The organism is Tannerella forsythia 92A2, from assembly GCF_000238215.1.
Lineage (GTDB): Bacteria > Bacteroidota > Bacteroidia > Bacteroidales > Tannerellaceae > Tannerella > Tannerella forsythia.
This window is the reverse complement of the sequence record NC_016610.1, coordinates 1,407,138-1,431,144: the sequence shown is the minus strand read 5'-3', so window position 1 is coordinate 1,431,144 and position 24,007 is coordinate 1,407,138. Positions and strand designations below refer to the sequence as shown.

Annotated in this window: 18 protein-coding genes; 4 read left to right on the top strand and 14 right to left on the bottom strand. The window is 49.5% G+C overall.

What is annotated here, in order from left to right; all coding sequences use genetic code 11:
- Positions 1–10: 10 nt before the first annotated feature.
- The 8 genes from rsgA to BFO_RS05770 form a co-directional block, all read right to left on the bottom strand.
- A complete protein-coding gene (gene rsgA, locus BFO_RS05805; protein ID WP_014224708.1) occupies positions 11–943 on the bottom strand; it encodes a ribosome small subunit-dependent GTPase A in 933 nt (310 codons plus the stop codon).
- Positions 943–1,506 (bottom strand): ribosome recycling factor, encoded by a 564-nt coding sequence (gene frr, locus BFO_RS05800; protein ID WP_014224707.1) that lies wholly within the window; start codon positions 1,504–1,506, stop codon positions 943–945. The genes rsgA and frr overlap by 1 nt, the downstream gene beginning before the upstream one ends.
- A gap of 299 nt (positions 1,507–1,805) precedes the next feature.
- Positions 1,806–2,405 carry a glutathione peroxidase gene (locus BFO_RS05795; protein WP_014224706.1) on the bottom strand — a complete coding sequence of 200 codons (600 nt, stop codon included), beginning with the start codon at positions 2,403–2,405 and terminating at the stop codon, positions 1,806–1,808.
- Positions 2,406–2,661: 256 nt separating this feature from the next.
- Positions 2,662–8,112, bottom strand: coding sequence for a T9SS type A sorting domain-containing protein (locus BFO_RS05790; protein WP_014224704.1), 5,451 nt, complete (start codon positions 8,110–8,112; stop codon positions 2,662–2,664).
- A gap of 326 nt (positions 8,113–8,438) precedes the next feature.
- Positions 8,439–9,380, bottom strand: a complete 942-nt coding sequence (locus BFO_RS05785) for an Rpn family recombination-promoting nuclease/putative transposase (RefSeq protein ID WP_014224702.1) — start codon at positions 9,378–9,380, stop codon at positions 8,439–8,441.
- Between the two features lie 82 nt (positions 9,381–9,462).
- Positions 9,463–10,182: a DUF3108 domain-containing protein gene (locus BFO_RS05780; RefSeq protein WP_014224701.1), complete on the bottom strand. Its 720-nt coding sequence runs from the start codon at positions 10,180–10,182 to the stop codon at positions 9,463–9,465.
- A 103-nt stretch (positions 10,183–10,285) separates the two neighbouring features.
- The gene (locus BFO_RS05775; RefSeq protein WP_014224700.1) at positions 10,286–12,199 is read right to left on the bottom strand and encodes an Ig-like domain-containing domain; all 1,914 of its coding nucleotides are present in this window, start codon (positions 12,197–12,199) and stop codon (positions 10,286–10,288) included.
- Positions 12,200–12,267: 68 nt separating this feature from the next.
- Complete coding sequence (locus BFO_RS05770) at positions 12,268–13,542, bottom strand: DUF2851 family protein (protein ID WP_014224699.1); 1,275 nt, start codon at positions 13,540–13,542, stop codon at positions 12,268–12,270.
- Positions 13,543–13,653: 111 nt separating this feature from the next.
- Between BFO_RS05770 and dapB the strand changes: the two genes are divergently transcribed.
- The 4 genes from dapB to BFO_RS05750 are packed head-to-tail and all read left to right on the top strand — an operon-like array spanning position 13,654 to position 17,298.
- A complete protein-coding gene (gene dapB, locus BFO_RS05765; protein WP_014224698.1) occupies positions 13,654–14,385 on the top strand; it encodes a 4-hydroxy-tetrahydrodipicolinate reductase in 732 nt (243 codons plus the stop codon).
- A gap of 16 nt (positions 14,386–14,401) precedes the next feature.
- Positions 14,402–15,811: a signal peptidase I gene (gene lepB / locus BFO_RS05760; RefSeq protein WP_014224697.1), complete on the top strand. Its 1,410-nt coding sequence runs from the start codon at positions 14,402–14,404 to the stop codon at positions 15,809–15,811.
- A gap of 23 nt (positions 15,812–15,834) precedes the next feature.
- Positions 15,835–16,677, top strand: coding sequence for a signal peptidase I (lepB, locus tag BFO_RS05755; RefSeq protein ID WP_014224696.1), 843 nt, complete (start codon positions 15,835–15,837; stop codon positions 16,675–16,677).
- A 3-nt stretch (positions 16,678–16,680) separates the two neighbouring features.
- Complete coding sequence (locus tag BFO_RS05750; RefSeq protein WP_014224695.1) at positions 16,681–17,298, top strand: WbqC family protein; 618 nt, start codon at positions 16,681–16,683, stop codon at positions 17,296–17,298.
- A gap of 37 nt (positions 17,299–17,335) precedes the next feature.
- On the opposite strand, the gene porN is transcribed toward BFO_RS05750, so the two are convergent.
- The 6 genes from porN to BFO_RS05720 all read right to left on the bottom strand — a co-directional run bounded on the left by porN (position 17,336) and on the right by BFO_RS05720 (position 24,007).
- On the bottom strand, positions 17,336–18,448 hold the full coding sequence (porN, locus tag BFO_RS05745) for a type IX secretion system ring subunit PorN/GldN (RefSeq protein WP_014224694.1): 1,113 nt from the start codon (positions 18,446–18,448) through the stop codon (positions 17,336–17,338).
- 30 nt (positions 18,449–18,478) lie between these two features.
- Positions 18,479–20,044 (bottom strand): type IX secretion system motor protein PorM/GldM, encoded by a 1,566-nt coding sequence (gene porM, locus BFO_RS05740; RefSeq protein WP_014224693.1) that lies wholly within the window; start codon positions 20,042–20,044, stop codon positions 18,479–18,481.
- Positions 20,045–20,095: 51 nt separating this feature from the next.
- Positions 20,096–21,184 (bottom strand): type IX secretion system motor protein PorL/GldL, encoded by a 1,089-nt coding sequence (porL, locus tag BFO_RS05735; protein ID WP_014224692.1) that lies wholly within the window; start codon positions 21,182–21,184, stop codon positions 20,096–20,098.
- Between the two features lie 32 nt (positions 21,185–21,216).
- A complete protein-coding gene (gene porK, locus BFO_RS05730; RefSeq protein WP_014224691.1) occupies positions 21,217–22,659 on the bottom strand; it encodes a T9SS ring complex lipoprotein PorK/GldK in 1,443 nt (480 codons plus the stop codon).
- 30 nt (positions 22,660–22,689) lie between these two features.
- Positions 22,690–23,682, bottom strand: coding sequence for a PorP/SprF family type IX secretion system membrane protein (locus BFO_RS05725; RefSeq protein ID WP_014224690.1), 993 nt, complete (start codon positions 23,680–23,682; stop codon positions 22,690–22,692).
- A gap of 103 nt (positions 23,683–23,785) precedes the next feature.
- Complete coding sequence (locus BFO_RS05720; RefSeq protein WP_014224689.1) at positions 23,786–24,007, bottom strand: DUF2795 domain-containing protein; 222 nt, start codon at positions 24,005–24,007, stop codon at positions 23,786–23,788.

Here is a 24,007-nt window from a genome sequence, read left to right as displayed (position 1 = left end):
TAACATCGCTTCAGTAGGCCTCGCGGTATTTCGCGCCGTCCATGTCTTCAAGGATGTTGAGGTAACTTTTGTAGCGCGACCGACTGATAGAATGCGCTTCGACGGCCTCGCGTACCGCACATCCCGGTTCATGGGTGTGTGTGCAGTTGCTAAACCGGCAGTCGGCCGAGTGTTTGAATATCTCCGGAAAATAGTGCGCCACTTCGCCTCCTTGCATCTCAATCGTGCCGAAGCCTTTGATGCCGGGCGTATCGATCAGATAGCCTCCGTTCGGAAGCGGAATCATTTCGGAGAATGTCGTAGTATGAACGCCTGTTTGGTGATATTCGGAGATATCTTTCGTTCGGAGCTTGGCATGCGGCAGCAGTTTGTTGATAATCGTCGATTTGCCAACGCCCGAGTGCCCGGACAGCAGCGTAATCCTGTTGCTGATCTTGTCCGACAACGCGTCGATTCCTTCGCCCGAGGCAGCGCAAAGTTTCATGCAATCGTACCCGATGGTGCGATAGAGTGTCATCAGCTCTTCTACATATTCAAGCTCATCAGCATCATACCGGTCTGTTTTATTGAAGACGAGCAAGGCCGGAATCCCGTAAGCCTCGGCGGTGGCAAGGAAACGATCGATAAAAGTCGTTGTCGTCTGCGGATAATGAATCGTGACGACGAGCAGTGCCAAGTCGATATTCGCCGCAAGGATATGTGACTCCTTTGAGAGGTTCGATGCCCTCCGGATCATATAGTTGCGGCGGGCATCGATCGCTGTGATGCACGCGCTGCCTTCGCGGTTCTCTTCGATTTCGACCCGGTCGCCGATGGTGACCGGATTTGTACTCCGGATGCCTTTCAACCGGAATGAGCCCTTGATCTTACAATCGACAGACCGTCCGTCGTCGGTATGAACCGTATACCGGCTGCCGGTGTTTTTTACGACAAGACCGTGCATCAAACGGTCATGATTTCTTTTTCTTTCGCCGCATACAGCTCGTCCACTTGCTTGACGTACTTATCGTGAATCTTCTGCACGGTAGCCTCGGCATCTTTTCCCGCATCTTCGGGCACTCCCTCCTTAATGGCTTTCTTGAGCAGCTCGATCACCTCCCGGCGCGTGTTACGGATGCTGATCTTTGCCGTTTCGGCATGTTGTTTGGCGCCCTTGGCCAATGAACGGCGACGTTCTTCGGTGAGCGGCGGGATGCCAAGGCGGATCACTTCACCGTTATTCTCGGGGGTAATGCCTACTTCGGACGAGAGGATCGCCTTCTCAATCTCCTTCAACATCGGTTTTTCCCATGGAGTGATGATCATCGTTTTGGCATCGGGTGTCGTGATAGATGAAACATTGGCGAGCGGTGTCATACTACCGTAATAAGACACTTTGACATTGTCTAAAATACGCGGGCTTGCTTTGCCGGCGCGAATGCGTGCCAGCTCATCGTCTAAATAGCGAATAGCCGACGACATCTTCGTTTCGGCCTCTGTGATGATTTGGTGGATGTCTGCTAACATAACTTTTTATTTTTTATTTTTCACAAAGATAGTTCCTTTTCGCATATATGCAAAATGTGGGTAAGCAAGATCGTAATCGTGATGAAGTCAAACAAAAACGAGAGACACAGGCTCACCTTATAACCAAACCTCGGAAAGGCTGAATGCTAACGAACGATTATGAATTATGAATGCAGAATGCTGACAAATGAATGCTATATAGCCATTAACAACCGACAATTGACGATTTAAAAACAGCCCCGCAGGGGTGCATTAGTTCAGCCCCATGCGGAGCGTGTTAGGAAAAACGTTCAAGCTGTTTACAACAAAGCCCGGATAGCTTTCTCCACCTCGTCCATGCCGGCGGTGGGCTCGAAGCGAGCCACCACGTTCCCTTGCTTATCGACCAGAAACTTCGTGAAGTTCCATTTGATATCGGGCTTGCTTGCGTAGTCTTTGTCTTTCTTCTTGAGCATGGCATTCATGGCATCGGCTCGTTCACCGGTAAAACCTTCGAAGCCTTTTTGGCTCTTCAGATACGTATAGAGCGGCGATTCGTTCTCGCCGTTCACCTCGATTTTCTCAAACAATGGAAACTTCGTTCCGTACTTCAGGGTGCAGAAGTCCTTAATCTCTTCTATCGTACCCGGTGCCTGCTCGCCAAACTGGTTGCAGGGAAAGTCGAGGACAACAAAGCCTTGTTCCCTGTATTGCTCATAAAGCTTTTCCAAGGCTTCGTATTGAGGCGTAAAACCACACCCTGTCGCCGTATTTACAATCAGCAGCGTCTTACCCTCGTACTCTTTCAGCAAGACCTCTTTCCCTTCGGCATCCTTGACGGTGATGTCATAAATCCCGCTCTGCGCCATAGCTGTCCATACAAAACAAAGCGACAGCAGCGCTAACATTGTTCTTTTCATAAAATGATCTATTTAAATTATTGATACTGTTTGCCCGTTCAACAGAAATCCGGAGATGTAAAAACGGATTGATTCTCCTGACCGGACGACAAAGATAGTTAATTTTATCACTTTTCCCATCCACCCACATTCCGCAACGGAGATTTCCCACCCGATGCCGATATGCCGTGTGGAGGCAAATAAAAGGGAAATCCCCCGTACGGACATGCCGCACAAGGGGATTTCCAACGATAAAACTTGCGATCTCTAAAAAACGTTATTTCACGATCACCTTATGCACCGTGCCGTCTTTGAGTGTCACCACATATACACCGCGTTGCATCGGGACGGACGTATCGCCTTCGGACAGTTCGATTCTCCGAACTAACTGGCCGGCTACCGAGTAGATGCTCGCGATATCTTTACGCTCTACGCGGATATAGATCGTCTCGCCGTGCGACCATACGGCCGTACCTTCGATCGACATATTCGCTACATGGTCCGGACCGAACTTCAACACGATATGCTGTGTCACCTGAGGAATCACATATTCGTATTCACCGTTGGCATTCTTCTTGCCTTCCAGTATTTCTTCCGTCTTCCCGTCAATCTTACGGTCTGTACGTACCACGAACGGTTTTTCGAACGAATACTTCGCCTTAAACTCGAAGTTCGAGCGTGCAGGCGTGTACGCGATGCCGGCCGGAGGAGTTGTCGTTACACCCGTTACCGAAGGTATGGTTACGGAATAATTTATCTTCGGAAGAACAGCATTGCCGACGCACAGGTAAACCACACCTTCTTGCGATACATCGAGAGTAAGAGGTACTATCTCACCGTCGATCTTGATGTTACTCGGTACCAACTTCAAGTTGTTCAAGCTACCCGGCGTAACCGATTGATAATAGATGATCGGATAGCAACGGTTCTGCATTCTTTCGCACGGACGGATTTCGATGTTCACGTCTATCGTGCCGTAGGTTGTCAGTCTCTCTACATTGATGGCATCGCTGTATTCACCATTCCAACCTTTCGTCGTACCTACCGAGAAATGAAGCTGTGCGCCGCCGTCGAGACGAAGGTCTTTCATCTTGAGCGTACCGCACTTCTGCTCGTAGCACTGTCCGCGCAGACGCAATGAGGTAAAGCCCGGATTCAGATGAGCCATGTTCTCTACATGCACATCGGAATGCTGGTATCCGAATCCTCCGAAGGTAGAGGTCGTGATCACGTCGAGCGCCAGATCGTCCGAAAGCCAGAGCTCGCTATAATTGCGTCCGCAGGCGCCGATCGGCTCCATATGGTAATGACGGGTATACACCCCGGCATACTTCTTCGACGACATCTGCTCTTCCGAAATCAGCTCGAAGTGTGCATCGAGCTCGTGCTTCTTATCTGCATAAAGGGCTACTTGATTACGTACTCTGAGGGTGTCGACAAAATAGCGGGCATGCAGAATCGGAGGGCCCTGTACATGATCGAACGAGTCGGTCACGAAAGTCAACACCGTATGATCGAAGACCATCGTATTGAACCGTTCTACAAACGCATCGCCATATTTGAACTTGACTGTGATCGTATCAAGCATATGCAGCGGGTCTTTACTGCCCGGAATGTAGCTATGGCACGGTGCACATTCGGTATCTTTATATTTGTATTCAACCATCGGAGGGGTACGACGGCTGTAACCGAGCTTCAGGATAGGTTTGTCGCCATTGATGCCGCTCCACGAACGGTATTTCAGCTTGTCTCCACTCACAATCAGGCTGTCGTGCAGGATCAGACTGTCGGCCTGGACAACGATCTCCGTGCGAGAACCTTCCTTCTCTTTCATATTGAGTTCCAAGTCGCCAAACACCTCGATCACCGGAGAGCCCAGATAGACTTTCTGATCATGCGCATAGATACGTGCATCGCTATGGAACGTCATACGCGATACCATATGCAGGTAATCCCCTGCATCACAATCAGCCGCACAACCTTTCGGACATTTGGGGATATCCTTGAAGATATTCGTATTCCAGTTGTTCTTATTGCCCTGAGTCTTCATATACAACCCGTAGCCGGCTACGCTCTCGCCGTGCAGCGTTCCCGTACCGGGTACGGAGCCGATCCCTGCACCCTGACCGCCTATATATACCATCTTCTTATATACATCGATATAGTCGGAGGCTACGGCGGCGAAACCGCCTTTCCTGAAAGAGGGACCCATCCCTCCCGTGGTATCGGAGAAGTTCAGCATAAGTACACGTGCCTTATTTTCATCGTCTACCATATCGCAATGGTAGCCTCCATTGTTGCAAGGATAAGGCGTTCCGATCTTTTCGTCCGGATTGAGCGGATTGAAGTCCGTGCTCAGGAACGGATCGTGGCGTGTACCTTTGTTCTGCAGACCGCCGTAGTTCAGTTTGATGTTATTGTCTGCTGCGATAAAGATGCTCCCGCTGTCGTTCGGCGTATAAGCCATATCCTGTACATAGACGTTATTACGTTCTTCGGTACAGCCACAGAAGCCTACCTTCGAGAGGTCGCCAAGGTCTTCCGTTTGTGCAAGAAGCAGCAGGTTGCCCTTCAGCCCCCGTATGTTCGTTTTTCCGCGAAGGTCGATATCGCCGAAGCGTGTGCGGAAGAATGCGCTTCCATTGTCGTTCTGGAAATTCATTTCCGTTCCGGTATTCATGATGATATTACCGCGTTGGCCCGCATCGACCGTCAGGTCGCCGTTATTGCCTTGGTAGTTTAACGCCGGCGCCGTAACCTGATCGGCCATATTTACCGCGATCGAATTGGTGAACTTTCCTTCGTATTCACTCCAAGCCTGCTCCCTGCCGCAACGGCCTACCCCGCCGATGATGCCCGCATGCTCGTAACGTTGCATTTCTTCGCCTCTACGTTCATGGAGATTACCGGTTACCGGATCGTTGCTTCCACAATAATATTCGTTCGAGAACGGAATTGTAATATTCGTCGGATAGGCGCCCGAACCGGTCATTTCAGTTTTGATCGATGTGAAATAGATATTTCCGCCTTCCCAGCGTTTGCCGTTGTCCGTTTCATCCCATCCGGCCTTGATATTCAGCACACCTGCGTTTGTCGGTTTATTCACTTTGTAAGTAAACGTATTATCGCTGAACTTATACGTATTCGCTATCTTAGTCCCCGTTGCATCATACACCGGTGCGCCGATCGAATAGCCTAACCAGACATCGCCTTTGCGCGAAATGATATTCGTCGTATCATGATCCAGGTTTTCCGATTCGAACTTGAACGAAGCTGTCCGGATATTATTGGCCGCAATCATATTCGTTTCCGTATGGAAACCTCCCTGAGCCGAAGTCGCAGGACGCTCAACCTTTATACTATCGTTAATATAAACATTTCCACGGCTCGAGTTGCGGTTCGTTGCCCAGTCATTGGCACAGCCTCCAAAAAGCCCGGGTTGACGATCTTCCGCCCAAAGCGTAAGCAATCCGCGTGCTGTGTCTGTTTGATGTTCCGCCTTATAGCTGAATGTTTGTGTTACCACATTTCCACCATCAGATAGCATATACAGATTATTCCCCCTTAAACCTGCATCAATCGCAGCATCAGCTCTTAATTCCACGTCGCTAAGAGCCTGGATACGCATAGCTCCATCACCCGTCGCATGCGCAAAGGCATTTTTCAACGAATCGGTAGAACCTCCATAGAAATGGATGTCGGCGTCGCACAAATTACTTGCATTATTTCCATAATTCAAGATATTCAGAGGCTGTTTTTCCGTAAGCGCAAAGTGGGGAGCATCGCCATGATTAAGCCCGAAACTCATTATGAAATTTTGAATATCCGTACAGCTCTCGAAGTTCTTCAAGATACCGCCCGAATATACATTGTAATATTTCTTACCCACTGTATTCGGACCTACTTCAATCACACCCGGTACGTTTCCTTTGAAACCGGAAGTGCTTGCCGTATCCGTGTGGATTTTAGCATTATTTGCTATCCAGTTATAATTTCCGTATACGCCGAAGACCGAAGCTTCTGCCTTATTTGTCGGTGCAGGTATGGAATATTTTGTGATACCCGTATGGGCAAACTCGCCTAATCCGCCGAATGCGGAAGCAAACGGATGAGGATGATTGGCATCTTGATACAGGTAAATATTATCCGCATGTTTTGGGAATGTAGCTTGCGTATAAAACGGATTCGCTCTACCGGTAGAATCTTGAGCCATATTGATGTTGTTGATATCTCCTTTCACACGAAGTGTAAAACGACCCGTTATATTCGGAACCACCAAGATGGCATCCGTCTTATTGTCCGGAGCACTAGCTGTGGTATGTTCCGTAGCCGGTGTTGCTGTGGCATCCGTCACATCGTTTTCCACACATACCCATGCGTTCGGCTGCAAAGCAATCGCACCATCGACTAAGGTAGCTCCGTAGACAGTCTCGGCTTTCCAATCGACCCTAAATTCATATGCGCTACATGATCCGGAACAACATTGAGATAGTTTTTGTTTAAATTGAGGTGTAGCCTTAACTGTATCAATATCGTATTTCCATTTGATATCTTTATAAAGCAGCCGATCAAATGTATGAGTAGTCCCACTCATGCCACCTTGAATGATAATCGTCGTAGGACGACGGTAATTGGATAGATACACGGTATTTTGCGTTGTCGATACCTCTCCCCATTGAGCAGGCGTCGTAGCGTCAGGGTCAACCGTACCTGTGGGATGAGCTGCATCCGATTTCAATCGGTATGTAGGCTGGTTATGCAAAGCCGCACCGTCTGTCATGTCCAAACCGCTGAATTGAACCAGTGGAATCCCATCGTCCATAGGAAATTTAACCTTAGTAGCCTCAGTTGCATGATAATGACCCGCACTCCATTCTTTCTCATAATATCCGTTCACAGTCGATGTATATAATCCGTAAGGAACAGACGATGGCTCTGCATATGCCGTTATTTTTGTATCATCCCAAGGAAGCCCCGGCTCACTCCCCCATTGCCGAAGACGAATATGCGTATTTATTTCGAATGCAAACGGTGTAGCACCAGGTTTGGCCTGAAAAAGCGCCCAACCACAAGGTGCCTTCCAACCCCACTGACCATCACTTCCGGCAGAGGTACCAGGCACCCAAACGGGAGCACCAAAGTTATCTATATTGAATTTATTGAATGAAAATTCATAAATCGATCCGGTTGCATCACCACAAAACGTTGTCGGTTCAGTGTATGATCCTGAAATCGTATTATTTTCATATACAGGATCTGTGTCGCCAAATTGATCACAATTACCGCCAGGAATTGCAGGGCATCCATCTGGCTGACCATTATTATACTTTGTTACTCTGTTCAGTACCGAAATCCATCCTAATGCATACCCATTACCGGTATAAGCTTTGATAACCGTATTTATCGCCGTGTCACCTAATACAATATCGGCAGGCGGGACACGAAGTGCATGCTCATACATGCCGGTGGAGAATCCGGGATACGGAGACGGTGTAGTCCCCATATGATCAGTAACCCATGAAAATTCAGTACCTATTAATGCTTTTATATCCCATGGGTTTTTTGCCTTTTGCTCCGCATGATTGCCCGGTGTGATATACGATGATTCACCAGCCCCGAAGGCATTATTTACTCTTTGGGGGTAGAGCCATTGTCCCCACATGGTACCCCTTCCTGCGAGCATTATTGCCATGCAAGTAAGTCCTAAAATTGTTATTTTTCTTTTCATACGTATTTGTTTTTAATGAATAAATCTTTTTTACCATTTTACAAGGTTATATTGTTTCACGTTTTTTTTCTCCTTCGGATGTGCATAGGTACGGAGACCTACGGTACGCGGAGAGCCTGTCTGCTTCTTCGCGTACATATGTAATATACGTCAATTGGATTTTATATCTGCCGTACTTCGTTTCCATTTTGCTTATCACCAGTTAAGCGAATCATACTAAACAACGTGGCAAAGATAAAAGGATTCTTTTTACAATGCAAATCTTTTTTGGTGTTTTTTATAAAAAACACACAACTCCTCTCCCCAAGGGGGCTCTTTGTAATAACCTATAACTGTTCTATCTCTTCGTACGACAGCCCGGTACAGGCTTTTATAATCTCCATGGAGACGCCGGACACTTTCATTTTTCGAGCCGTTTCAAGAATCCCTTCCGCGTGCCCCTGAGTGTGCCCTTGGGCAAGTCCTTCCGCATGTCCTTGAGCGTGCCCTTGAGCGTGCCCTTGAGCAAGCCCCTGAGCAAGCCCCTGAGCAAGCCCTGTTTCCCATGCTTTTTCCTGCTGCTCTTTGGCATAACTTTCTATGGCAAGATTGGTCCGGTATATATCCAGACTGCGCTCATACATGTGACGCTCTTTTGCCGGAAGATTCTCTACGTCACACAACTCCTCGAGACGTTCGAAGAGCATCTTTCGTGCCTTGAATGGCATTCGGTTCAGTGTTTCCATATGCTTTAATACAAAAATCCAACGTTCAAAATCTGTCGTACACGAGCGCTCATCCTTATCGAACAAAGGCATCGTGATAAATATCTGCCGCATTTTATCGCAAAACATCTTGCCGGTATCCCTGTCTGACAGGATCACATCCGTACGGAATTTAGCCTCTTCCCCTTCAAATGTAAAATTCATAAAAAAGATACCGTAGACGGCCTTTACCGAATACTGCCAGCCTCTTCCCCTTTGCCCCTGCTCCGACAATGCACGAGCCACGTAGTAGAGCGCACGCTCCTTGAAATTGCTTTGCGTGCGGTTCTGCATCTCCACAATAATCTGTTCTCCGCTGTCGGTCGTACAGTACACATCATAAATAATCGCACGCATATCCTCGTCTCCGGGCAAGCGTTCGTTGTTGAGAAAGGTCAGGTCTTTAATCACTCGTTCTCCAAGAAGAAGACTGTTGAGAAAATCTATTAACAGTTCTTTGCTTACCTCCTGACCGAATATTTTTTTGAATCCGTAGTCCGTAAACGGGTTAATGAAGTGCGACATACATCATTCCTTTTGGTTCAACAACAAAGGTACGGATTTTTTTTTACATACTATACAAACATTTTTTTGAAGATATCTTTTTTTACCGCTTTGTTTCTATGCGACAATGGAGGGGTGCTTTCAGCCCGGACGCATTTCTGTAATGTACTTCGGCATAACCGATTTTCAGCTTCGAACGTATTTTGACAGGAATAAAGTTATCATCATCGCCGATCCACAGTTCGGCAGCAGCCTTGGTTTGTGTGAAAGCTTTATCGTAAATGTCGACCGAGAAATGAAGTGTCCGGTATTTGATGTTTCCGCGTTCAACGACAGCCTGCCCCTGATAGCGGCAGCTGATTTTCACCAAGTCTTTGCCGATGGCCACCGTCATCGGGAATGCATCTCCGGTTTTGAGCTTCTTCCGGTCGAGCGTTCGCAGGAAGAAGGTGGCGCCCAGCATGTCGAACGTGCAACCCGACCGAACGATAAGGGTGGTATCGATTTTCGTTTCAGTCGGTGTGTAGCGGTGCGAGCGTATTGAGGTACGCCGGTCCGGATACGAGAAAGTCAGTTCGTCCATCAGATGGTAATGATTTTCGTGCGTATGCTTCGAACTGAACAGCAGGGAATAGTCTGGGGCATAATAGCAATCCATCGTATCACGCATCCGGTAGACGGATTCGAAGAGCTTGACCGTACGGAAAAGCAACCGATAGCGCGACGCGCTCTGCCCCTGATAGGTGGCCTTGCCGAACGAGAGTGAAGCTTCGCCGGCGCGTGACATGAGCAATCCCCATTTAAAATAAATGTCGTAGTTCACCGTCTCACCATGATTGATTGGCAGAGTCGAGGGAAGGCATTGCGCTCTTGTATGCAAGGCAAACAGGAGCGCGCAGCTCACCACAAGCACGATGCGGACATACTTAGAACGGCAGTCCGATGGCACCGCCCGACGAGCGTCCGGACGACCGGCCTTCTTCTTTGTAATCACGTTTTTTTCGCGTAACATCTTTCGGCTTGTTTTTCGTAATTTCCGGCAGTTTCTGTCGAGTAATGGGCGTATCGGTTACATTCCACGTTTCCTCAATCTCCCAGTTTGCCCGCATCATATAGATTTTCGGTGAATAATACACCGTTTCGGGCTGCCGTTTTCCGGCATAGTTGCCGGTATCCCATACTCCGTTTTCGTTCGTATCGACAATCAATCGCGCATAATATTTCTCGGGCAGCAGGTTCGAGAACAGCACGCCTCCGTCTTTGACCCGACCTTTCCGCACGGGCTCGTCGTTCGCATTGAGCAGCTCCACGAAAGCCGGCTCGGCGACTCCTTCGATATTGAGATATAGATGCCCGTACTCCTCCTTTTTCCGGATCTGAAACGAGGTCTCGCAGGTATTGTTATGATGCCCGTAGAGGCTTTGTAACCGTGCCGAATCGATGGTGATACGATAATTCGCCCCGTATTTCCACGGATGCCGGACGTGATATTTCAGCAGATCGACACTGTCTTGCAGCAGCATGAAGTCAACAGGCGTCCAGAGCGTATCGTTTTGCTGTTCGAGAAGGAGGGCTTCGCGCTTCAGGTCGAGAACCGGTTCGTTGAATACGAACGAAACGGTATCGTATATCTCAATCGTACCGGAGGCCTTGGTTTGAAACGTCAGGAAGACTTTGGGCTCGGCCTCCCCTTTTTTCGGTTTCTTCGGCACGCGCTGCTTACGAAGCGTGAGATGGATGGTATCCGTCTGCGGACGCAGCATGTTCGTCGAGTCGCTTTTCAGGTAGTCGACCTGCAGATGCAGCGTGTCGCGTTTCCAGACCATCGAGTCCGTGATCCAGTAGTGCAGGACTGTGTTTCCTTCGGCCGGCTGCATCAGGAACCACGGATCGCGAGTCGGCCGGTCAAGCAGCGTGACGCGCGGCAACGAGTCGGCCGGAGCATTGAATTTGAGCACAAAGCGGTTGGCCTGCGGACGCTCGGGGCGAAGCATATATTGGCGGCGGAACTTCTCTTTGAAAAGGAACAGGACAACATTGTCCGGCAGAAAGCGTGTGTACTCAACTGTACGAATCGTATCGACGGTAACGGAATCTTTCCAGACCGTATCCTGACGAAGGGCCGGTTCGAAAGTCGGTGTCACGAGCGAGTCGAGGAATGCAATATCTTCGCCGGGCTGATCGAACAGGTAATCGCGGTTGGCGTCGTTCAGGGCATAGAGGCGATACGTCCCTTCGGCGATGTTGCGGATGGTAAACCGTCCGCGATCGTTTGTTTTTGAGGTTCTCAGGAAAGGCAGGGTCGTAAAAGCGGAGTCAGCCGGATTGGCATGCAGCCCGACCATGATACCGGGCATCGGTTCGAGGTTGGCGGCATTAAGCAGCGTGCCTGAAATCTCTAACGAGTCGATCGTTTCACCTGTCGAAAAAGCGAAGCTGAAATTTTCGAACACGTTTTTTTCGTTATTGTCTGACACGGAGTTGGTAAAGTCGATCGTGTACGTCATATTGGGCTTCAGCGTATCTTTCAGCTCAACGCGAATTTTTTTGCCCATCACCTGTATGCTTGGCAGCTCTTTTTGCGGAGGGGTGATGATCACATTTTCGGAAGGTTTCTCGATCTGAATCAGTTCGTCGAACAGAATTTCGATCCGCTTGCCCTTGTAGCCCGTCTGATAGGGTGCGGGCGTACTGCTCACGAACTTCGGAGGTTGTTCGTCATACGGTCCTCCGTTGGGCGAGGCCATGTTAGCACACGAAAGCAATGCACAGCAGGCCCCTGCCCCTTGCATCATGCGTCCGATCCGATACAACATCTTCTTTCCTCTGTTTTCGAGCATTACCGTCTTCTCTGTTCTTTCTTTTTTTGCAGCCGCAAAGATAACGTAAATGCAGGCAGGAATGAAATTTATTTTGCAGCGCTCTTGATCAGCCGGAAACCGATGCGACAGTAGAGACATTTCCGCTTGTCGCAATATTCACGCCGCAGCTGAATCAGCGCCTGAGAATCGCAGGCATTCTTGACCGGCACTCCGGCATCGGTAAAGGCTTTAACGATGCTATTGCGTTCAGGAGGTATCTGTTCGAGCAGACGCAGCGCCTGCTCGCCATACTCCGGTTGTTGCTTCTGCTTACCGTAGGCAAAGAAAATGGGAACCACGGTATTAATCATCACCATACAGGCCGCACGCAGACCGATCGGTTTTTTACGCGCCGGCGAGGGGAAATCAAAATGATAATGCGTATCCCAATAGGTCGACGGAGGAACATTGAAACACTGTTGCAATTTCTCTACCGACGGGTTTTCGAGTATTTCGGAAAAAAGCGTATCGTTATGTGTCCAAACGGAAGCCAGCTGCGCCAATCGCAGATGCGGGAAATTGACCGGACGCGTGCGCAGCCTTTTGAACAGAAAACCGTCCACCGGTTTCAATCCGTATTTCTTTTGCAGAAACGCATATTCAAGTCGAAGCGCTTCGTAATATGCGTCATCTTTCTCGGCGGTGAGCAGTCCGGCCTGACCAAAGAGCAGCGCTTCAACCTGCATGCTGTTGTTCCGATGTTTCCGGATATATTTAAACGGCAAACTCACAGCCAACCACTCGAATGCATCGCTATTTGTTCCGAAGCCGAAATTGCGGGTCAGCGTAAGATAAAAGACTTCGTTCCAGTCATATTTCGTTTGCTTCAGCCGCTTGAAGATGTCTTCCGTCTTCCGCTCCAGGCGCTCGCCCAGCAACGCGTTCATCCATTCTGACAGGAAGGGCGGGCTGACTTCATGAATCCGTGTGGCACACGCTACCGCTCCCTCGCGCGACAGCAACCAGTCGATGCTCTGCCGTACCTTTCCGGGTACATGCAACACTAACTGTGGCAGCACTTCTCCGTTACTGCGACACACGGACGCGTCGTCTTCTCCGACCACGTGCAGGATCACCGAATCGTATGCAGGATTCCGGTCGTGCCCGTGCCGTATCCAGTCCGATGCCTTACTGTGAATCTCGATGTCGCCGGCCCAGACCGTTCCGGCGATGCGTAACTTGGCGTTGAAGAAATCCGCTCCCGCGTCCGTGTTCGTCAAGCCCGGATCAATGACTGTTACCGGATCACCGGTTGTGGTACGCAGATCGGCATCGTCGTAAAGCCGGTATTTCCAGAGGTATTGTAAGACTCGTTCCTTCATTTTGCAATAGTTTTGGGAAACTTTGCCCAAATATAATACAAAATCCTTATATTTGCACCTTTATGAGAAAAAAGTTTACGGTAACGATCATCAGTCAGAAGAACTAAGCAGATGAAAATAGCATTGATAGGCTACGGGAAAATGGGGAAAGCCGTCGAAGAGGCGGCCTTGAAACGGGGACATGAGATCGTTTCGATTATCGATGTCGACCATCGTGACGCTTTCCGCTCGGAAGCTTTTCGGAGCGCCGACGTGGCCATTGAATTTACAAGACCGGACACTGCATTCGATAATTACATGCAGTGCTTTGCGGCCGGTGTGCCCGTTGTCAGCGGGACAACCGGATGGCTCGACCGGCTCGACGAAGTCAAAGCGATCTGTCGCAACGAAGGACGAACGTTCTTCTATGCGTCGAACTTCAGCATCGGCATGAACTTGTTTTTTGCCGTAAATGCTTATCTGGCAAAACTGATGAACCGCTTCACCGATTACGATGTGCAGATCACCGAGACGCATCACATCCATAAGTTAGATGCTCCGAGCGGAACGGCTATTACGCTGGCCGACGATATCCTCAAGGCCATCGACCGAAAGACGCGCCGCGTATCGGGCAAGGCCGAACATCCCGAAGAATTGGCCGTGCTGTCCGTCCGCGAAGGCGAAGTGCCGGGCATCCACGAGGTGGAGTACGACTCGGAAACGGACTTCATCCGCATTTGCCACAGCGCAAAAAGTCGTGCCGGTCTGGCGTTGGGCGCCGTGCTTGCGGCAGAGTTCACCGTAGGGAAAACAGGCTTCCTCGGAATGAATGATCTGCTTCATATTTCTCCTGTTGAACAATGAAAAAATAATATACACAATGAAAAAAATTGCAACACGCCAATGGATCAGTTTCGGTATCTGGGCAACGCTCTATACCCTGTTTTGTATCTGGATGGAAAACTTATGGATGCTCTTCGGTCTGATCATACTAGTCGATATCTTCCTCACGAAATTCATCCCATGGGGCGCATGGAAACGCTCGAAGAATAAGAGAATACGCCAAACGCTTGAATGGATCGACGATATTGTGTTCGCACTCGTAGCTGTCTACCTGATCAATCTGTTCGTCTTTCAGAATTACCAGATCCCGACTCCCTCGCTCGAGAAAACGTTATTAGTAGGCGATTACCTGTTCGTCAGCAAGCTAAGCTATGGACCGCGGGTGCCGAACACTCCGATATCGTTCCCCCTCGTGCAGAACACTTTCCCGATACTGAACTGCAAGTCGTACCTTGACTGGCCGCGATGGGGTTATAAGCGTGTAAAAGGCTTCGGACAGGTGAAACGCAACGATATTGTCGTATTTAATTTCCCTACCGGCGATACGGTGGCGCTCAAGTGTCAGAACCCCGACTATTACTGGTTAGTGAACGAGGTTGGACGGGAAGCGGTGCACACGAATAAAGACTATTACGGCGACATTCTTTATCGCCCCGTAGATAAACGGGAAAATTACGTAAAGCGTTGCGTCGGGATGCCGGGTGACTCACTCGCGATCCGTAACAATGCACTGTACATTAACGGAGAAAAACAGAAAGACCCGGCACGGATGCAGCTCTGCTACTTTGTCGAGACCGACGGAGCGATGCTCACCGAAGAGCAGTTTCGCAAAATGGACATCAATAAGAGCGACCGCAAGTTCGTTTCCGTCCCTACATCGGACGAGGAAAAATTCTACTACGAATATCTGCCGTTCGTCGGCTTCACATCCGTCGACGGACGATACAACCCGATCTATCGCCTGCCGTTGACACAGGAAGCGCTGGAGATGATGAAGAAAATCCGGTCGGTGAAGCAGATTAAAGTAGAACCCGAGCAATTAGGAGGCTCAACGTATCCGGTCGGTTACCGCACGGGATGGACACGCGACAATTACGGTCCCATCTGGATCCCAAAGAAGGGCGCAACCATCGAACTGAACGAACGTAATTTAGCGCTCTACAGCCGGTGCATCGGCAGTTATGAGGAGAATAAACTGGAAGTACGGGGCGGGCAGGTATTCATTAACGGACAGCCGGCTACGACCTATACCTTCAAGTACGACTACTACTGGATGATGGGCGACAATCGACACAACAGTGCCGACAGTCGTTCGTGGGGTTTCGTGCCCGAAGATCATATCGTCGGGAGGCCGATCCTCATCTGGCTCTCGCTCGACAAAGACCGGAGCCTCTTCAATGGCGGCATTCGCTGGAGTCGGATGTTCCGCACGGTACGCTCCGACTGATCAAAACGCTGTATGGTGAGACAATGACACGTCGGCTGATACGATACTTGACAGGCTTGGTGATCGCCGCCCTGATCGCGTTGGGGCTGCATCTCTTCTGCATCGGTTCGTATAGCATCTCGACCCGTTCGATGAGCGACGTGCTACAGGAGGGCGATCGGGTGTTCGTGAACAAAATCCGCAGCGCCTCGAATCCCGGACGGGGCCGGATTGTCCTGTTCAAAGGCCACCGGACGCAGGGCTGTCAAGCGCCGCTCTTCCTAAGCCGTTGTGTGGGGATGCCGGGCGATACCGTCATCATCGACGAAGAAGGCTGCCGCATCGCCGGACGTCTGTATCCGAAGCTCCCGACAACCGAAAATATGTTTCGCATCCGCAGAGACATCAAGGAACCGCTGATGGAACTGATGCGCGGCCTGAACATCCCCTACCGTAGCGCCGGAGAAGATTCGTTAAGCCTGACTTTTCGCCTGACAAGTCGCGAAGAAGTATTGCTCCGCGATAAACTCCCCCGGTTGCTGCAGATCGAATGGCTTCCCGGCGAACGTCGTCGCCACAGGTTTGTGATCCCGGCCAAAGACAGCCTTTACCGAATCGATTCGACCTCCCTGCTCATCTGTCGTGAAGCTATCCTCACAGAATACGGCAACCGGGCGTCGATCCGCGACGGAAAACTCTATGTAGACGGCAGGCATACACGTTACCTGTTTTTCCGGAAAAACTACTACTGGATGCTTTCGGATAATGAGGATGAGGCGGTCGATTCGCGACACTTCGGGCTGATTCCGGAAACCCGGATCGAGGGTAACGTATGGTTTCGCTGGTACGGCAACGACCGGAAGAAGCTGTTTAAACGTATCGAGTAAGCGATGAGTATCGTCTGCCTTTCCACCGCCTATCTGGCGCCTGTCAGCTACTATTGCAAACTGCATGCCTTCGATACCGTACAGCTCGAAACCTGCGAGAACTACCGGAAACAGAGCTTCCGCAACCGCTGCCGGATCGCTACGGCCAACGGCATACAGGAGCTGACCGTACCCGTCGAAAAATCTCCGGCACCGAAAATTCTAACACGCGATATCCGTATCTCCGACCATGGAAACTGGCGTCATCTGCACTGGAACGCATTAGTCTCGGCCTACAACATGAGTCCTTTCTTCGAATATTATGCCGATGATTTCGCGCCGTTTTACGAGAAAAAATATACTTTTCTGATAGATTATAACGAGGCTTTGCAACACCTCATTTGCGACCTGATTGACCTGCGGCCACAAATAATACATACCGGAACGTATGAGCCCGACATCCCAAACGATTTTCGGAATGCCTTCCATCCGCGCCATCCGCACGATGATCCCTCTTTTCATCCCCAGCCCTACTATCAGGTGTTCCGTGAAAGACACGGTTTCCTGCCCGACCTGAGCATGGTAGACCTGCTGTTCAACATGGGGCCCGAAGCACTGCTGGTGCTCAGCGGCTCATACTGACAAACCGATAACGGCGATGTATAAACAAGCCGTCCCTTTATCTTCTTCGCCTTACGCTACGTGTTGCAGCCGGCTTTTCTGCTTTCGTCTTAGGCGCTTTGGCCTCCTTTTGCTTTGGTGCTTTTGTCTTTTTCGTCTCTTTTTCCTTCTCGTTGGTCGCTTTCTCCTTTACGGACGACCGGCGTCCGGCTTTTCCTGCTTTTTTCTTACCGGAAGTTGCCGCCTTTGCCTGTGCGGTCGTATCGGGTTGAAACCATAACGCTTTGTTGAAAGCAACCAGCTCGCCTTCAATTTTCTTTTGCTCGCGCTCCAGCGAGTCGGGAGTAGGACAATAGGCCTGCAACGGAATATTAAGCAGGTTCTCGGTCTTGATAATCTTGCCGTCGAACATACGGCGACGAAAATAATCGTCGATCGTAAACGTTTTTGCATTGTTCGTGTTCGACGTCATGATATATGTATTCGATACGTAAGGGCGGACATCTTCGTAAACGACCCAGAACATAGGCGAACGCTCCGTACCCATATCGCCTTCGTAGAAGATAATCGGACTGATGGCTAATGTTTTCACATCATACAGGGAATTGTTCTGATCGAAATACCATGCTTCTTTTACGTAGAAGGCCTTGACTTCGCCCGAAGGAACGTCGCTTTCGTTGATCACGAAACGCTGCCTCCCGTCACGCTCCGGTACTGTTTCATACATGATGGTGAAACGGTCGAGCACCGATTTAAAATCGACGAGATGATCCTCATCAAACGCTTCGTAACCGTCTATATATTCATACGCTTTGAGTTTTCCCTCGCTCACTAACTGAAATATGGAAGAGAAGAGATTCATCGAACCGTTCCTCGGATTCACCGGATAATAGAGGGGTGCATTTTTCTCTTCGAGCATGTTCAGCTCGCGGTATATCACACGCATCCACCGTGCGTTGCCGATGTTCTGCGTCAGTTGCTCGTTAAGATGCTGTGCACGTACAGTAAGTTCGGGCAAACCACTCTCGTCCCGGTTTTGCCGGTTACGATCGCCCCCCCGGCTCATCTGAGGTGTACGGCGCGTATTGCCCGTATCCTGCGCTTGCAGCATGACGCCCGAAAAGGCCGTCAGCATACTTATTACAACCGTAAAAAAAACAATCCGTTTCATCTCTTATCTTTACTTGTTATGCTCTACAATTTATTGAATGATTACATCGAAAACGACCGGGTCTTGCTCCACTCCTTCGGGAGTAACGGAAACCGATTTGATATAAAACTGTTTTCCGCGTTGCAGGTTGCGGATATAGCTCTTTTGCCGATCGGTAAACGAGTTGTTTTGCGACACCTCTATCAGCGAGTTCCCCATCGAATCGGAATACGTCAACGTAAAATTCTTCACCCGGCATTCGATGTCGAGGATTCCGTCGTCAATAGCCGACATGATACCCGTTGCTTCCACGAGGGCACGTTTCGATATACGGCCTCCGGTAAACTTCTTCGTCACCCCGTTGGCATCCGTATACAAGATGTACGGTTGCGCCTTGGGCAGTTGACGCACCTTGAACGGATAATCGCCGATCTTGGTCTGCACGCCTCCGATACGAGCCGTTACGGAAATCACGACTTCCTTGGCATTCATGTTCGGAACGGCATATCTTTTTCCGTTTTCCGTACGGATCTGCCCGTTCGTCATGGTGGCTGTCACATCGCCGCTGGCCACGCCGGGCACGGCAATATCGATCTCGTTCTCGCGCACACGTCCGGCATACAGCACACGCATCAGCGCCGAGGCCACCGTCGCACTTTTAGCCGATACGGAATATTCACTGTTAAAGTAGTACGGATCTTTGCCCGGCACTTTCAGATAGCCCTGAACAGGGAATGTTCCGGTAGAACCCGTACCGACCGTATAGATGCCTTCGTAATCGCTCACCTCTTTTTCACTGCCTTTAGGGCCGATAAAGAGTTGAGGACGCTGGGTTGAATCGATGGCTGACAGTACGATATTTGCCTGATAAGGAGTTCCGCTCATCACGATCTGACTCTTGGGGACGACCTGCGCCACGATCTTGTTCACACGGTAATCGCCCACATCGACACTTTTTGTGATGTCTGCCAATACTTCGCCTTCTACATAACGGATATCATTTTGATATTTCGTCAAGATCGTAACGGCAGCCGCCACAGGGATATTTTCAAACATAATCGACTCCCACGAGCGAAGCTCTACTCCCGTCTTAGACGGCACCTTCGTGCTCAGAACGCGTTGTAACATATTGCGCAAATCGGGATCGTCGACTAAAGTGACCACCTTTGAACGATACGTTTCCAAGCGCTCTCTCAACTTTTTCCCTTCTCCGACAATCGGTGCGGTCATGACTTCCGACGAGGCATCCATATTTTCTTTATTTTCAATCTCATTGACATCGCCCTCTTTTCCGTCGGCTTCCTGTACGATCCTGATCTTAAGGTTCTGTAAGTAGTCGACCAGTTCGTCCGATTGTTGTTTGACATCGATCGCCTTACGGTACCATTCTCCCACTTTCGCAGGATTCACTGCATTGGCAGCCTCCATGGTCTCCAACGCTTTTTTGTTCCGTACAGAGGCAATCGTAGCGGATTCACGCAGTCCTCTTTCCACCAAATCAAATCCGTTCAGTACCTCCGATGAGTAATTTAATGCCATCATGGCGATGAACACCAAATACATCAGGTTGATCATTTTCTGACGCGGTGAATTGGGATTATTTGCTATTCCTGCCATTTAATCATTCTTATCAATAGTTCATCGTTGTTCATATCCACCTTTCATTGCTTATCGCGGGTTGGGATAAGGAGGTTGCTGCGCATAGCCTTGCGGCGGATACCCGCCCTGATACGGAGGCTGCTGAGGCGGATACATCGTTCCTCCCCCCGGCATATTGACCGTCATGGCTTGCAGCAGACGTCCGTAAACCTGATTCAGCTGTGCCAACAGCTGCGCCATCCGTTCGTTCTCATTGCGGAAAGCCGTGCTGTCCATCACGGAATTGTCGTACATATCGCGGATACGGCTCAATCCTGCATTGATCTGCTGGATCGTATCCATCTGCGAGCGCAGGCCACTTAAATGCACGGAATAGAACTCATTCAAGCCCGAAAGACTCTGATTCAACTGCTCCATCTGCTGAACATATCCGACGGTCTGTTTCTCCGAATGTTCATTCTTCGATCCGGCAATCATCTCGCACGAATGTACGAGCGAGTCGGAGACTTCGCTCAACGAGTTGGTCACGACATTGAAACGTTCCAGATTGGCTGTAACACTCGATATCTGTTCAATATAGGTCTTCGTCGCATCCGTCAGGTCGGCCATACGGGAAATCTGCTCGGCCGCATCGCCCAGCTTCCGGATGCTGTCGGCCAGGTTCTTCGTGTCTTCTTCCGATACATTCAGCCCCATCGCCGCCATACCGAGTTCGGCATTCTGAGCAGCGGCACGGGCATTGCCCGTCAGCGTACCGCCACCGGATTGAGCTCCCGACAAATCACCCAGCACAATGGTTCCGCCTCCCCAATGTCCTCCGCTGCCTCCGATAATCACTTGTCCTTCCCCGTTCCCGGCACCTCCGGTGCTGAAATCGGGACGATCCAGCGGATTCTTCGATTTCAAGACCGGAAAGACTTCTTCCCAATGATATTCATTGGTGGGACGATCGAAGCCGGACACAAAGAACACAATCGCTTCCGTAATCATTGCCACCGTGAGTATCTCGTTGCCGTATTGCAAGTGCAGAATCTTAAACAAGGCTCCGATGATCACAATCGAAGCTCCCCAGCTATACACGAAATTCAGCGTCCGTTTTCCGTTCTCGGACGAAAGAAACATTTCGATCCGGTTCTTATACCTTCTATATTTTCCCATAATTTTTTCTGATGTATTGTTGTCGTTGGAGTTTATTTCTTTTTGTTTTTCCCTTTCGCGTTGGAGAATCCGATTTGCGTACGCACACAGCGGAAGCCGATGTAGGAGCGTGTTTCGTTCTGATATTCGAAGGTACGCCGGTCGGAACGGATAAACTGGGCGACATCCTTCCACGAGCCGCCCCGCACCACTTTCTTTTTCATTGCATACGGGTCTTCTTTGGCCGCGTTATAATGGAGGTCGGGATTAAGGTCGCTCGTCTGGTTCTGTCCCGATTCGGTATAGACCGACGAAGTCCATTCGGCCACGTTACCGGCCATGTCATACAGTCCGAACTCATTCGGGGCGAAGGTGGCCACACGTGATGTGATCAAGTGACCGTCTTCCGTATAGTTCCCATCTCCCGGTTTGAAGTTGGCCATGAAGCAGCCTTTTCCGTTCTGGAGTTCATTCGTCGACCACGGATATTTGTTTTCGTTTTTGCCGGCGCGAGCAGCATATTCCCATTCGCCCTCGGTAGGCAGGCGAAACGATTCGATGACTTGTCCGGGAGGCAAGCTGACCGATTTCTTGTAATATTCGGTTCGCCATACGCAAAAAGCATTGGCCTGTTCCCACGAAACACCGACCACCGGATAATCATCGTAACCCGGATGCGTGAAATACATTTTCAGGTACGGCTCGTTGTAGGCGTTTTTGAAATCGTTCACCCAGCTCGTTTCATCCGGATAGATATTGATAATATAGGTATGCAGGAAATCAAACAGACTGCTTAACGGACGTGTGATCGTCTGATTAACAGGACGCCCATCCGTATCAAGGTAGGCCGTATCTTTCGAAATCATCACGACGGCATTGGGATCCGGCTGGATATCGGTATTACGTTCGCGCTCGGCCGGATCGAGACGGTTACGGCGCAAAGCGGCAGCGGTATAGTCGAACCATTCGTATTTATAATTCATCTGTCGCCCGTCGAGCCCGCGTTCACCCGTCACAGGATGAGTATAAAAGACACTTTCGATAGCCCGCTGTTCATCTTCATTGGCGCGTTTCCATGGAATCGGACGCGTCCAGTCGAGATGCGGAGTGACCGGTTCACCGTATTTGTCTTCCGTAATCATAAACAGCTCGTTGCCTCCGTATGCCGGGTCCGCCAGACGGGTCCGAATGATCGAGTCACGCACCCAATAAACGAACTGTCGGTATTTCGCATTCGTAATTTCCGTCTCATCCATCCAGAATGCTTCGAACGATACTCCTTTCGTTTCGGCATCGAAGCCCCAGAGACTATCCTTATCCGATGGTCCCATCTCGAAGGAACCTCTTTTAATCAAGACCATCCCATAAGGATTCGGCTCGTTGAACGAAGCCATCTTGACGCCAACCAATTCGCCGCCGTCGCCGGAAAGCAATTTCCCGCACGAGGTCGTCAGTAACATCATGGCGATCGATATGAATGCTAATTTCTTCATCATCTTCCTGATTGTCTATTGTCTGTTCTTATCTTACAATATTCTGATACTCTTATGTCTGTTCCTTCCACCTTTAGGTTTGTTCAGAGTCAGCCGATATGTTGCCATGGCCTCATGGCTACCCGTACTCACCTTCGACAAAGCAGAAAACGGATATTCATAGGCATAGCTTACACGGAATTTACCGATATTCGCCCCCAAATAAAGGATGCCATTCATCCGGACACCTTGATAACTATCTCCGATCCGCACACCCAATCCTCCGTTAAACATTGTCTTGTAAACCGCTCTTACGGTCACATCGCCCATGTACATCTGCAAGTCCGTTTGCATAAATACAGAAGGCTGTAACTCAATCAACGGATTTTTCAGTTTAATATTGTACCCGGCTGTTAAATTGTATCCCCGATTAACTTTCAGCGTAAAATTTTCATCCAGCTCCATCTCTTGAGCAAGCAGATGCGTGGAAGCAATACCGACATAATATTTGTCTGTCGAGTAGAGTAACCCTAAGGCTATATCCAATCCCTTCGCATCGATGTCGGATTTGGGCAAGGCGTCATCTTCGGGCGAATGGTCTGTGCTTCCATCAATTCCTTCGGGAAGAGGTTCTGCCTTAGAACCTAAATACGACTTGCTGATCATTCCACCTTGAAGTCCGATACTCAATACTCCTTTACCCAACTTATGTTTATATGCATATTGAAGCGAAGTGTACACATCTTTATATAACGTACTTTTGTCGTCGCTAAAAAACATCACTCCTACCCCATGCCGTGTTTTTCCGAACGTGAATGGCATATCGGCGGCAACAAAAGCCGACTGCGGCATTCCTCTGTCGAGTCCAAGCCATTGCAGCCGGTAGAGCGCCGTTATTCCGAGCTCGTTCTTCATTCCGACCGAGGCAGGGTTATATGCCCCCATCGCCATAAAATAATGGTTCAGCGATGCGTCAACCTGCGCCCAAGCAGAAGCTACCCCCATGCTTAAAAGGAGGAAAAACGTCCAGAATCGTTTGATCGTCATTCGAAAGAGTTACATCTATAGATATGTATAACTCTGAAAAACTTGTAAAATTGTGTATGAAATAAAAAAGAGCTGCAAGCACTGCCCGCAACTCTTTCATTTTTCAGTATTCTTCTTCATTAAAAAAGAAGTCTTCCTTACTGGGATAATCCGGCCAGAGATCTTCTATACTCTCATATATTTCGCCTTCATCTTCCATCTCTTGCAAATTTTCAATCACTTCAAGCGGAGCACCGGAACGTTGAGCGTAATCAATCAGTTCGTCTTTGGTTGCAGGCCAAGGTGCATCTTCCAATTTGGATGCCAATTCTAATGTCCAATACAT

Coding starts and splice junctions, on each gene's coding strand:
- rsgA (WP_014224708.1), bottom strand. CDS start 943: ATGCACGGTCTTGTCGTAAAAAACACCGGCAGCCGGTATACGGTTCAT.
- frr (WP_014224707.1), bottom strand. CDS start 1,506: ATGTTAGCAGACATCCACCAAATCATCACAGAGGCCGAAACGAAGATG.
- BFO_RS05795 (WP_014224706.1), bottom strand. CDS start 2,405: ATGAAAAGAACAATGTTAGCGCTGCTGTCGCTTTGTTTTGTATGGACA.
- BFO_RS05790 (WP_014224704.1), bottom strand. CDS start 8,112: ATGAAAAGAAAAATAACAATTTTAGGACTTACTTGCATGGCAATAATG.
- BFO_RS05785 (WP_014224702.1), bottom strand. CDS start 9,380: ATGTCGCACTTCATTAACCCGTTTACGGACTACGGATTCAAAAAAATA.
- BFO_RS05775 (WP_014224700.1), bottom strand. CDS start 12,199: ATGCTCGAAAACAGAGGAAAGAAGATGTTGTATCGGATCGGACGCATG.
- BFO_RS05770 (WP_014224699.1), bottom strand. CDS start 13,542: ATGAAGGAACGAGTCTTACAATACCTCTGGAAATACCGGCTTTACGAC.
- dapB (WP_014224698.1), top strand. CDS start 13,654: ATGAAAATAGCATTGATAGGCTACGGGAAAATGGGGAAAGCCGTCGAA.
- lepB (WP_014224697.1), top strand. CDS start 14,402: ATGAAAAAAATTGCAACACGCCAATGGATCAGTTTCGGTATCTGGGCA.
- lepB (WP_014224696.1), top strand. CDS start 15,835: ATGACACGTCGGCTGATACGATACTTGACAGGCTTGGTGATCGCCGCC.
- BFO_RS05750 (WP_014224695.1), top strand. CDS start 16,681: ATGAGTATCGTCTGCCTTTCCACCGCCTATCTGGCGCCTGTCAGCTAC.
- porN (WP_014224694.1), bottom strand. CDS start 18,448: ATGAAACGGATTGTTTTTTTTACGGTTGTAATAAGTATGCTGACGGCC.
- porM (WP_014224693.1), bottom strand. CDS start 20,044: ATGGCAGGAATAGCAAATAATCCCAATTCACCGCGTCAGAAAATGATC.
- porL (WP_014224692.1), bottom strand. CDS start 21,184: ATGGGAAAATATAGAAGGTATAAGAACCGGATCGAAATGTTTCTTTCG.
- porK (WP_014224691.1), bottom strand. CDS start 22,659: ATGATGAAGAAATTAGCATTCATATCGATCGCCATGATGTTACTGACG.
- BFO_RS05725 (WP_014224690.1), bottom strand. CDS start 23,682: ATGACGATCAAACGATTCTGGACGTTTTTCCTCCTTTTAAGCATGGGG.
- BFO_RS05720 (WP_014224689.1), bottom strand. CDS start 24,007: ATGTATTGGACATTAGAATTGGCATCCAAATTGGAAGATGCACCTTGG.